Below are 11,001 nucleotides of genomic sequence, written 5' to 3'. Positions count from 1 at the left end.
CTCGGAAACATCGACGATGCGGGTCGTGAAGTGCTCGCTGACGAAGAGGCCGAGGCGCCCCGTCTCCGGATGGGTGCGAACGACAGGCTGCACGACAGGCTTGACCTGTGCGACCTGCTCGTCGCTGAGCTTGGGCCGCCACGGGCTGCGTTCGCGCAGCTCCTCGTACTTGGCGAGGTAGGAGTGCTCAGCCTTCAGGTGGCGCACGCGTTGCTTCAGCTCGGGCGGCAGCGCCACCCAGGCCGCGTGCTGGTCGGCAAACAGCGTATCGCCGCCTTCCTCCGGCAACTCCTGGGCCAGCAGCATGGAGCCCAGGCTGGGCTTCTCCTTGTACGACAGGTCCGAATGCCAGAAGTAGCCTGCATCGCCGAGGCCAACCGGCTGGCCGTTCTCGACGATGTTGGAGACGATGAGGATCTCCGGGTGGCCCTTCAGGTGGAACTGGTGCAGCACATGGATCTCCAGCGCGCCAAAGCGGCGGCTGAATTCGATCTGCTGCTCGGGCGTGATGCGCTGGTCGCGGAAGACCAGCACATGGTGGTCGAGGTGGGCGCGGTGGATGCGGCGGAAGTCTTCGTCCGCCAGCGGCTGGCTCAGGTCCAGGCCCACCACCTCGGCGGCAAAGCTGTCGGGCAGTGGGCGGATCTCGACTCGGGTGAGCGTGTCCGTACTCATCATTCAAGCCCTCGCCAACCGGCGCACCACCGACACGAAATGGTCGATCTCGTCGCAGGTGTTGTAGAACGCGAATGATGGCCGAACGGTCGCTTCCACGCCAAACCGGCGCAGGATGGGTTGGGCGCAGTGGTGGCCGGAGCGCACCGCGATGCCCTCCTCCGCCAGCGCCTTGCCCACCGCTGACGTCTCATGGCCCGCCAGCACGAAACTCAACACGCTGGCCTTGTCGGCCGCGGTGCCAATGAGGCGCACGCCCGGGATGGGGCGGATGGCCTCGGTCGCGTAGGCCAGCAGGTCATGCTCGTAGCGGGCGATGTGGTGCAGACCGATGCGCGAGACGTAGTCCAGCGCGGCGCCCAGACCGGCCGCGTCGGCGATATTGCCGGTGCCAGCCTCGAAGCGCGCCGGCGCCGGCTGGAACACCGTGCGCTCGAAGGTCACGTCGGCAATCATGTTGCCGCCACCCTGCCAGGGCGGAATCGCGTCCAGCACCTCCTTGCGGCCGACGACCGCACCGATGCCGGTGGGGCCGAAGATCTTGTGGCCGCTGAAGATGAAGAAGTCGCAACCGATGGCCTGCACGTCCACCGCGAGGTGGGAGACCGACTGCGCGCCGTCCACCAGCGTCGTCACGCCCTGGCGCTGCGCCATGCCGACCAGCTCCTGCACCGGCACCACCGTGCCCAGGGCATTGCTGACCTGCGTCACGGCGAGCAGCTTGGCGCGCGGGCTGCCAATGAGCTTCTGCGCCTCGCTCAGGATGACCTGGCCGGTGTCGTCCACCGGGATCACGCGCAGATGCGCGCCCTTGCGCGCGGCGAGCTGCTGCCAGGGCACGATGTTGGCGTGGTGCTCCAGATGGGAGACGACGATCTCGTCGCCCGCACCGATGTGCTGCTCGCCCCAGGTGTTGGCCACGAGGTTGATGGCCTCGGTGGCACCGCGCACGAAGATGACCTCATCCGCCGAGCGCGCATTGACGAACTTCGCCACCGTCTTGCGGGCACCTTCGTAGGCATCCGTCGCGCGCGCGGCCAGAGTGTGGGCAGCACGGTGGATGTTGCTGTTCTCGTGCTCGTAGAAGTAGCTCAGCCGGTCGATGACGGCCTTGGGCTTCTGCGTCGTGGCGGCGTTGTCGAACCAGACCAGTTGCTTGCCGTTGACGCGCTCCGACAGGATGGGGAAATCCCGGCGGATGGCGTTCACGTCGAAGGGCTGGCGCTGGCCTTGCAGCACATGCTTGTTCGGCAGTTCGCCAGCGTGATGACCTGCGGCGCCGGGGTGGCGTGGCTGCAGGTCCAGCACGTAGAGCGATGGCTGCTGAGACACGCTCGAAGGCTCGACGAAGTAGTAGCCCGAGGGCACGGCTTCGCGTTGCGGCGGCGAGATCTGCTGAGGTACGCCCAGCAGCTGGCCGCCGGCGCGGCCGTCAATGCCGGGCACGCTGGTCAGCAGCACGTCGGGCACGCCATTGCCAGCTTGCGCGTGGGGTGCCCGGGCGGGTGACGGGCGCAGCAATGCGGCGACGTGATCGGGGCCTGTGGGCGCGAGATTGAGGCCAGGCGCGGCAGCACCGAAGCCGCCGACCTGCGTGGTGGTGGACTGAGGCAGCGGGCCGCCAGGCAGGCCGGGCGGCAGCGGGTTGGCGGGCACGTTCAAGCCACCGGCCGACTGCACCGGCTGGGCCGACGGCAGCGGTCCGGCATTCAAGCTGCCGAACAGCTCGTTGGCCAACCGGCCCAGCGCAGCGACGTCGAATGGGCTCTCGACCACGTCAGCGGTAGGTGTCAGGGTACTCATGGTACTTGCCCACTTCCACGTCTTCGAGCACGGCCAGCGCGTCGTCGCTGTGCACCGCCAGCGAGCAATACAGGCTGATCAGGTAGGAGGCAATCGCGTTGCGGTTGATGCCCATGAAGCGCACCGACAGGCCCGGGCCTTGCTCACCCGGCAGACCGGGTTGGTAGAGGCCGACGACGCCCTGGCGCTTGTCGCCCACGCGCAGCAGGATGATGCTGGTCTTGCCGTCGTTGACGGGCACCTTGTCGCTGGGAATCAGCGGGATGCCGCGCCAGGTCAGGAACTGGCTGCCGAACAGGCTGATGGTGGGCGGCGGCACGCCGCGCCGCGTGCACTCGCGGCCGAAGGCGGCGATGCCCAGCGGGTGGGTCAGGAAGAAGGCGGGCTCCTTCCAGACCTTGCCGAGCAGGTCGTCCAGGTCGTCCGGCGTGGGCGCGCCGGTGAGGGTGGACAGGCGCTGCTCGTCCGCGACATTGGCCAGCAGGCCGTAGTCGGGGTTGTTGATCAGCTCGGACTCCTGGCGCTCCTTGATCGTCTCGATGACGATGCGCAGCTGCTCCTTGATCTGGTCGTGCGGGCTGCTGTAGAGGTCGGACACGCGGGTGTGCACGTCCAGCACGGTGGCCACCGCGTTCAGGAAGTACTCGCGCGGCGCGGCGTCGTAGTCGGCGAAGGTGACGGGCAGCTCGGCCTCGTCGCGCTTGGCGCAGGCGACCTTGACGGCCTCGGGGTCGGCCACCTTGTTGAGGCGGTAGATGCCGGCCTCGACCGGAATCCACTGCAGCAGATGCGTCAGCCAGCGCGGCGTGATGGTGGAGAGCTGCGGGACGGTTTTTGTCGCGTTCGCAAGCTGCCGCGCGGCGGTGCCGCTGAGCGCGAGTTGAGGGGTGTCAGCCATGGGGAAAAGGGCTCCTGGGGGCGGTGGGTGGGGGTGAGGAAATCAGGCGCTCAGCGCCTGGAAGGCTGAGTTCGGATCGGCTTGCGAGGCCGCCTGGGAAATGCGGCTTTGCGGCGGCAGGCTGCGCGTCAGCCAGACATTGCCGCCGATGACCGAGCCGCGGCCGATGGTGATGCGGCCGAGCACGGTGGCGCCGGCGTAGATGACGACGTCGTCCTCGACGATGGGGTGGCGCGGCTGGCCCTTGTGGGCATGGCCGGCCTCGTCGGTCGGGATGCTCTTGGCGCCCAGCGTGACGTTCTGATAGATGCGCACACGCTGGCCCAGCACGGCCGTCTCGCCGATGACGACGCCRGTGCCATGGTCAATGAAACAACCCGCACCGATCTGCGCGCCAGGGTGGATGTCGATGCCGGTCTGCGCATGGGCGAGCTCGGCGATCACGCGAGCAATCAGCGGCAGCCCGAGACGGTACAACTCGTGCGCAAGGCGGTGGCTGATCAGCGCATGCAGGCCCGGGTAGCAAAGCAGCACTTCGTCGACGCTGCGCGCTGCCGGGTCGCCCTGGAAGGCGGCGATGACGTCGCTGTCCAGCAGTTCGCGCACGGCGGGCAGGCGGGCGGCAAAGCGGGCCACGCGCTCGGCGGCGTCGTTGAAGGTCGGCACCTCGGTACCGCGCAGCCGCGCGTCATGGCCCAGCTCCAGCGCCACCTGCTGGCGCAGCCTGGAGAGCGCCGCGCCCAGCGTGTGGCCGACGTAATAGTCCTCGCCCTCGGGCTGCAGGTCGGGCGGCCCGAGGCGCATCGGGAAGAGCGCACCAGCCAGCTGCTGCACGACGACGGCCAGCAGCTCGCGCGACGGCAGCTCGCGGCCACCGGCGTCCCAGCGCCGATGCTCTTCGCGCCAGCGTCGGCGCGCGCCACGCAGCGCCGAGACGATGCCGGAAAGGTCGTCGACCGTATCCATCAGTCCTGCACCCAGGGCAGGCTGTGGAAACGCCAGCCATTGAAATGGCCGCGCTGCTGGTGGTCGTCGCTGTCGCCCTCGAAGCCTTCCTGCACATTGAAGACGTTGGCGAGACCGGCCTTGGCCGCGGCTTCAGCAGCCAGCGCCGAGCGCTTGCCGCTGCGGCACAGCAGCAGCACCGGCAGCTCGTTGCCGGATTTGCCGCCCACCTTGGCGTCCAGCTCCTTGGCGAAACGCGGGTTGCGGTTCAGCGAGGTGCCTGTGGCCCAGGCCACGTGCAGGCTGCCCGGCACATGGCCGACGAAATGGCGCTCCTCGGCGCTGCGCACGTCGACGAGGACGGCGCGGCCCGCCTGGACCAGGGCCCAGGCATCGCGCGGTGCGACGCTGCCTGCGAAGGGCAGCACAGCGGCCTGGGCAGCCTCGCGGGCGCGGGCCAGGACTTCGGGTTCTTCAAAAGCAACGGTGCTCATGTCGGCTCTCATGCGAAAACCGAGCAAGGCTAGGGTTCAGGGCTTCTTCGGCAAACGAAGCAAAACGCGAACAGTTATGCGGTTTGCACGCAAGGCCCTCAGGCAAAGAAAAATCCCTTCGACCGGCGCACCGGTTCGAAGGGCTGAATCCACCCTTGCGGGAGGAGGAGACAAACAAGGAAGTCTCAACCGTAACGCCAGAGCGGCGGGCGTGGCAGTCAACTTGGCGACTGATTGAATGACCAAACCGTCATGAGGTATGAGCTGCGGTTAAGTCTTCAGCCGCCCAGCCGCCCGATCCACCATCGGATCATCGCCCTGGCATCCCCAATCTTGATGAGCAACCGCCCTTGACCTGGGAAACCCTGTGGACCGATCGCCACTCCATGGCCTGATCGTCAGCCGCGAAGCAACGCAGCTTCATTCAAGGGGCACTCATGAACTCAAGCCAGACTCACTGGACCCGCGCGGCCATGCAGCGCACGACCTTGGTGTTGGCTGCGGGGTTGGCGCTGGCCGCAACGCCAGCTACGGCGGGTACCGTCGTCTACGACAGCTTCGACACGCCCGGCTATTCCCTGGCCAGCTATGGCGCCAAATGGGTCAACCCCTATGGCCTGGGCGAAATGGCCCTCGGCGACACGCGCGACTTCTCGGGCGGCAGCTTCGCCATCAAGGCCCCGGTCTTCCAGACGGGCTATGACTTCAGCGTCTACGACCACCTCAAATACATCGCCACCAGCAGCCAGGCCTTCGCCGTGCCCACCGGCGGCTCGCTGACCTTCTCCTCCACCATCAGCGCCACGGCCCACAACACCCAGGCGGCGGGCCGCGTCATCAGCGGCAGCTACATCCAGAGCGGCCTGCCCTATTCGGCCACGGCCCTCGAAGGCCAGCAGGCTGGTGCGGTCATGAACATGATCGACTTCTCCACCGGCCAGCTGTTCGACTGGTTCATCTCAGGCTCGACCGCCTTCACGCTGATCGAGCGCCTGCCGTCGTCGGTCACCAACCCGGCGCTGTTGCCGGGCGATCCGGGCTACGTCGGCATCGACAAGATGTACACGCAGATCATCAAGCAGATCGACATCGGCCCCGGGCCGCACACGGCTTCCATCAGCTACAGCGATGCCGGCAGCGTCAGCTACTTTCTCGACGGTGCACTGGTGTCCCAGGTCGACAACGTCGGCATCCCGCTCGACCAGCAGGGCGCCAACTGGTCCGGCGTCTATCCGTCCTATGGCCCGGGCGAGGCCCTGGCCGGCAAGATCCACAACCTGACCATCGGCCACGGCCTCTTCAGCCTGCTCGACGCCTTCCCCTTCCAGCACCCCGACCGGCCGGACCTGGCCGTCTCCATCCCGGTGTCGGAACGCCTGTTCGGCCAGGGCATGGACGCGAGCTTCGACAACTTCACCGTCACCTCGGTGCCCGAGCCGGGCAGCTGGGCGATGCTGGTGGCCGGCTTGATGGGGGTCGGCGTGGCGCTGCGGGGCCGGCGAACGGTCCCGGCCTGAGGCAAGTGCCAGAAAAATCACGGCAGCCCCGGATCGCATGACGTATGATGAGCGTCATGCGAAATACAGCAAGCAATGCCAGAGCCGCGGCCAAGGAGGCCTCGCACGAACGCATCGTGTCGGCCGCGGCACGAGCCATCCGCCGCAGTGGCTATGACGGCACGGGTGTCGCCGACATCATGAAAGAGGCGGGCCTGACCCACGGCGCCTTCTACGCCCACTTCCCGTCCCGCGAGGCCATGCTGGCGGAGGCGGCCGGGCTGGCCTGTGCCCAGGCAGCCGCCGCCGTGGCCGACGCCGTCGCCCACACGCCGCCCGACAAGACCCTGGAGACCATGCTGCACGCCTACCTCTCCAAGGCCCACGTCGAGCAGGTGGAACTCGGCTGCCCACTGGCGGCCCTGGGCTCGGAGACATCCCGCCAGGCTCCCGAGGTGCGCCGGGTGACCACCCGCCACATCAAGGCGATGGTGGACCTGATTGCGCGCCAGTCGCCTGATTGGGGGCAACCCGCRGCGCATGAACACGCATTGGTGACCCTGGCGACCATGGTCGGCGCCCTGCTGCTGGCACGCGCCGTTGACGAACCTGCACTGTCGAGCAGCATGCTCGACGCGGCGCTGAAACGCCTGGCCCCCAGCCATCCCTGAACCCTCACCGACGCAGTCGGCCTTTTGCTCGCCTTTTAATATGACGAACATCATGCGAACAAAGCCTCAATCCTTCCTGACCCGCCGCGCACCGCGTACGCCGGCGAGCTCCTGACCTCCACACGCGGACGAAAGAACACCATGAACACGAACAACAAGATCGCCCTCGTGACGGGCGCCTCCTCAGGCATAGGCCAGGCCACCGCCGAGCGGCTCGCGAAGGCGGGCTACACCGTGTACGGCACCAGCCGGCAGGGGCGGCAGGCGGGGCAGCGCGGGTTCAAGATGCTGGCCCTGGACGTGACGCTGGACGACTCGGTCCAGGCCGCAGTGGACCAGGTGATGGCGCTGCACGGCCGCATCGACCTGCTCATCAACAACGCCGGCTTTGGCGTCGCGCCGGCCGGCGCGGAGGAAAGCTCCATCGAGCAGGCGCAGGCCATCTTCGACACCAACTTCTTCGGCATCGTCCGCATGACGCGGGCCGTCCTGCCGCACATGCGGCGCCAGGGCAGCGGCCGCATCATCAACATCGGCTCCGTGCTGGGCTTCCTGCCCATGCCCTACGGCGCGCTCTACGCCGCAACCAAGCACGCGATCGAAGGCTATTCCGAGTCGCTCGACCACGAGCTGCGCACCCGCGGCATCCGGGTCTCGGTCGTCGAACCGGCCTACACCAAGACGCCGTTCGACGCCAACTTCCTGGAGCCCGATGCCAAGCTCGATGCATACCGCGAGGCCCGTGTGGCGGTGAGCGAGAGGGTGAGGCAAGTGATGACGACCGCGGACCAGCCCGACGTCGTCGCCGAGGTCGTACTGAAAGCCGCCAGCGCAGCTCAGCCGCAACTCCGCTACACGGCCGGCGGGCTCGCGAGCCGCCTGCGACTGCTGCGCYGGTTCGCGCCCGCCGGCCTGGTGGACGCCGGCATCCGGCGCGATCTGCAGCTCGACGCGGTATCGTCGGCGAGCGCATCATGAAAGCCTTTCTCCTCGACCGCTACGGCAAGAACCGCACATTGCGGTCGGCAGAGGTGCCGGCTCCGACGCTGCGCGATGACGAGGTGCTGGTCCAGGTCCACGCCGCCGGCGTGAACCTGCTGGACGCCAAGATCAGGAGCGGCGAGTTCAAGCTCATCCTGCCCTACCGCCTGCCCCTGGTGCTGGGCCATGACGTGGCCGGCGTCGTCACCGAAGTCGGGCCGCGCGTGCAAGGTTTCAAGCCGGGCGACGAGGTCTATGCGCGGCCCGATGACTTCCGCATCGGCAGCTTCGCCGAATACGTGGCCGTCAAGGAGGCGTCCCTGGCGCTCAAGCCCAAGGCGCTCAGCATGGAAGAGGCCGCGTCGCTGCCGCTGGTGGGCCTGACCGCCTGGCAGGCCCTCATCGAGAGGGCCAAGCTGAAGAAGGGGCAGAAAGTCTTCATCCAGGCCGGCTCCGGTGGCGTCGGCAGCTTCGCCATCCAGCTGGCCAAGCATGTGGGGGCCACCGTCGCCACCACGACCAGCAGCGCCAACATCAAGCTCGTGAAGCGCCTGGGCGCCGATGTCGTCATCGACTACCGCAACGATGACTTCGAGCGCGTGCTGCAGGACTACGACGTCGTGCTGCACAGCCAGGACACCGCGGCATTGCACAAGTCCCTGCGCGTACTCAAACCCGGCGGCACCCTCATCTCGATCTCCGGCCCGCCCGATCCTGCCTTCGCAAAGGGCCTGGGCGCGCCCTGGTTCGTGCGCCTCGTCGTGCGCCTGTTGAGCGCCGGCGTCAGGCGGGCGGCAGCGCGCCTGGGCTTGAACTACTCGTTCCTCTTCATGCGGGCCAGCGGGCAACAGCTGCGCGAGATCACTCGCCTGGTCGACGCCGGCGCGATACGCCCGGTCGTGGACCGCGTCTTTGCGTTCGAATCGACGAACGACGCGCTGGCCTATGTCGAGACAGGCCGGGCCAAGGGCAAGGTGGTGGTCAAGGTGAAGTAGACGACCGGTGGCGATGTGCACTGCCCTCGGCCTTGCGGTAGTGCTCGCCCAGCACGTCGCGGCCGAAGTCGCCGTCGAAGTCGCGCCACACCGAATGGATGTGGTTGCCACCCGAGTTGTCGAACTCGATGAGGAAGCTGGCGCCCTGGATGCGGAAGTAAAACGGCTGGCCGGCCTGCGTTGATCCGGCCCAGCCCATGCGGATGCCGTCGAGCGGCGCGGCGCGCACGCGGCCCAGGCGAGCCTGGGCCAGATCGGGTTGAAGGTGGTCGGCCAAGGCGGTGATCAGCTTCAGCACCTGGGCCTGCTGGCCGGCGTCCATGTCCGCGAAGGGCAGGCCCATGGCGTCCAGCGGCCTGGCACGCGCGGCATTGCCGCTGACGATGTCGCCAAAGGGGCGGGTGCTGAAGATGGCGCGCGAACGCTGTGCCGGCGCCAGACCGGCCAGCCATTGGCGGGCCAGGTCTTCCTCGCTACCCAGCAGGCGAAAGCCCTGCCGCGGCCCGGCAGGCACGACGGCCGGGTTGGCGCCAAAGAATTGCGGCAGCGTCGACACATAGCGGTCGCCGTTCAGGCTGAAGTGCAGCGACAGGTGATGCCCCTCGACGCGCCATCCCCAGCCGGCAGCGCCGGGCTCGCCGAACAGCGCGACGGCGTAGTTCTCGGGGTCGCGAGAGCTTCCCGAGCCTTCGATCTGGCGCAACGCGATCTCCAGCGCCATCAGCGCCCTCACCTTGTCCAGCCCGCTCTCGTTCAGCGCGGTGCGCAGCAGGGCCGTCGTCGCCTCGCGCTGCGCGGGAGACATCGCCTTCAAGGCGATGCCGTCACGGCGGCGCGGCGTGTGGTGCCAGTCGCTGCGGGCGGCCTCGGTGAAGGGCTGCAGCAGCTCACCGCGCTGTGCTGCCGGTGTGGCCTGCACGAGCTGCAGGCCGGCCTGGGTAGGCGCTGGCGCTTGGGCGTGTGAAGCGGACATGACGGCCAGCAGCGTGGCAAGAATCGAACCTGCCAAAAGAGCGCGACGGAGTTTCATGGCGCGCAACATAACGCGGCTGTTCCTAGGGATCAACTTTCCGTCAGGCCCCGCCTAGGCTGGCCGCCCAACCAGGAGATGCCCATGACTGCCAAGAACACGATCTGCCTCTGGTATGACGGTGACGCCGAAGCCGCCGCGCGTTTCTATGCCGAGACCTTCCCCGACAGCCGCGTCGGCGCTGTCCACCGCGCGCCGGGCGACTACCCCGACGGCAAGCAGGGCAACGTGCTGACCGTGGAGTTCACCGTCGCCGGCATCCCGTGCATCGGCTTGAACGGTGGCCCGATGTTCAAGCACAGCGAAGCCTTCTCCTTCCAGATCGCCACCGACAACCAGGCCGAGACCGACCGCCTGTGGAAAGCCATCGTCGGCAATGGTGGGCAGGAAAGCCAATGCGGCTGGTGCAAGGACCGCTGGGGGCTGTCGTGGCAGATCACGCCGCGCGCGCTCATCGATGCCATCAGCGACCCCGATACCGCCGCTGCCAAGCGGGCCTTCGAGGCCATGATGGAGATGCAGAAGATCGACATCGCCAAGATCGAGGCCGCACGACGCGGTTGAGCGGGCCCGCCGGGCCCTGAGAATCCCGGCCATGAGACCTGCCCTCACCATCGCAGGGCTGCTGGCCGCCGCCCTGCTGGTCAGTTGCGCCCACCACCCCAGCCTCGCACCCCAACCGCTCGCCGAAGCCGACGCGGCCGTCGAGCGCTTCATCGCCCAGGGCCAGCTGCCAGGCGCCGCGCTGTGGGTCGAGCGCGTCGGCCACGGCAGCCACCATCGCGCCTACGGCCAGCGTGCCGTCGAGCCGGCGCCCGAGCCGCTGGACGAGGCCACCATCTTCGACGCCGCCTCGCTGACCAAGCCGGTCGTCACCGCCACGCTGGTGCAGCTGCTGCGCGAGCGCGGCCAGCTTGACCTCGAGGCGCCACTGCAGCGCTATCTGCCAGGCTGCGGTGGCGCCGACAAGGCCGCCATCACGTTGCGCCTGCTGCTGACGCACAGCTCGGGCC

Annotated in this window: 12 protein-coding genes; 6 read left to right on the top strand and 6 right to left on the bottom strand. The window is 68.0% G+C overall.

Features of this window, described 5'->3' with window-relative positions:
* The 5 genes from ACXJKR_RS14025 to ACXJKR_RS14005 all read right to left on the bottom strand — a co-directional run.
* Positions 1-675 (bottom strand): TauD/TfdA dioxygenase family protein (locus ACXJKR_RS14025; RefSeq protein WP_457323354.1); only part of this gene is annotated, 675 nt, incomplete at its 3' end.
* 3 nt (positions 676-678) lie between these two features.
* Complete coding sequence (locus ACXJKR_RS14020; protein ID WP_457323353.1) at positions 679-2,478, bottom strand: family 2A encapsulin nanocompartment cargo protein cysteine desulfurase; 1,800 nt, start codon at positions 2,476-2,478, stop codon at positions 679-681.
* Positions 2,453-3,376 carry a family 2A encapsulin nanocompartment shell protein gene (locus tag ACXJKR_RS14015; protein WP_457323352.1) on the bottom strand — a complete coding sequence of 308 codons (924 nt, stop codon included), beginning with the start codon at positions 3,374-3,376 and terminating at the stop codon, positions 2,453-2,455. The genes ACXJKR_RS14020 and ACXJKR_RS14015 overlap by 26 nt, the downstream gene beginning before the upstream one ends.
* A 42-nt stretch (positions 3,377-3,418) precedes the next feature.
* Positions 3,419-4,342, bottom strand: a complete 924-nt coding sequence (gene epsC, locus ACXJKR_RS14010; RefSeq protein ID WP_457323351.1) for a serine O-acetyltransferase EpsC — start codon at positions 4,340-4,342, stop codon at positions 3,419-3,421.
* Complete coding sequence (locus ACXJKR_RS14005; protein WP_457323350.1) at positions 4,342-4,815, bottom strand: rhodanese-like domain-containing protein; 474 nt, start codon at positions 4,813-4,815, stop codon at positions 4,342-4,344. Before ACXJKR_RS14005 ends, epsC begins: the two co-directional genes overlap by 1 nt.
* Positions 4,816-5,252: 437 nt before the next feature.
* On the opposite strand from ACXJKR_RS14005, the gene ACXJKR_RS14000 reads away from it, so the two are divergent.
* The 4 genes from ACXJKR_RS14000 to ACXJKR_RS13985 all read left to right on the top strand — a co-directional run bounded on the left by ACXJKR_RS14000 (position 5,253) and on the right by ACXJKR_RS13985 (position 8,958).
* Positions 5,253-6,332, top strand: coding sequence for a DUF6081 family protein (locus tag ACXJKR_RS14000; RefSeq protein WP_457323349.1), 1,080 nt, complete (start codon positions 5,253-5,255; stop codon positions 6,330-6,332).
* 44 nt (positions 6,333-6,376) lie between these two features.
* Positions 6,377-6,982, top strand: a complete 606-nt coding sequence (locus ACXJKR_RS13995; RefSeq protein ID WP_457323348.1) for a TetR/AcrR family transcriptional regulator — start codon at positions 6,377-6,379, stop codon at positions 6,980-6,982.
* A gap of 141 nt (positions 6,983-7,123) precedes the next feature.
* Positions 7,124-7,960: an oxidoreductase gene (locus ACXJKR_RS13990; RefSeq protein WP_457323347.1), complete on the top strand. Its 837-nt coding sequence runs from the start codon at positions 7,124-7,126 to the stop codon at positions 7,958-7,960.
* Entirely contained in the window at positions 7,957-8,958 is a 1,002-nt protein-coding gene (locus tag ACXJKR_RS13985) for an NADP-dependent oxidoreductase (RefSeq protein ID WP_457323346.1), read from the top strand. The genes ACXJKR_RS13990 and ACXJKR_RS13985 overlap by 4 nt, the downstream gene beginning before the upstream one ends.
* On the opposite strand, the gene ACXJKR_RS13980 is transcribed toward ACXJKR_RS13985, so the two are convergent.
* The gene (locus tag ACXJKR_RS13980; RefSeq protein ID WP_457323345.1) at positions 8,945-9,988 is read right to left on the bottom strand and encodes a DUF3500 domain-containing protein; all 1,044 of its coding nucleotides are present in this window, start codon (positions 9,986-9,988) and stop codon (positions 8,945-8,947) included. The two genes, ACXJKR_RS13985 and ACXJKR_RS13980, sit on opposite strands and share 14 nt — an antisense overlap.
* Positions 9,989-10,072: 84 nt before the next feature.
* Here ACXJKR_RS13980 and ACXJKR_RS13975 point away from each other — a divergent pair, with 84 nt between their 5' ends.
* Both ACXJKR_RS13975 and ACXJKR_RS13970 read left to right on the top strand, forming a co-directional pair.
* The gene (locus tag ACXJKR_RS13975; protein ID WP_457323344.1) at positions 10,073-10,552 is read left to right on the top strand and encodes a VOC family protein; all 480 of its coding nucleotides are present in this window, start codon (positions 10,073-10,075) and stop codon (positions 10,550-10,552) included.
* Between the two features lie 31 nt (positions 10,553-10,583).
* On the top strand, positions 10,584-11,001 hold a 418-nt coding region (locus tag ACXJKR_RS13970), incomplete at its 3' end, for a serine hydrolase domain-containing protein (protein ID WP_457323343.1).

Source organism: Roseateles sp. P5_E11 (assembly GCF_054049355.1).
This window is presented reverse-complemented; position numbering and strand designations above follow the sequence as displayed.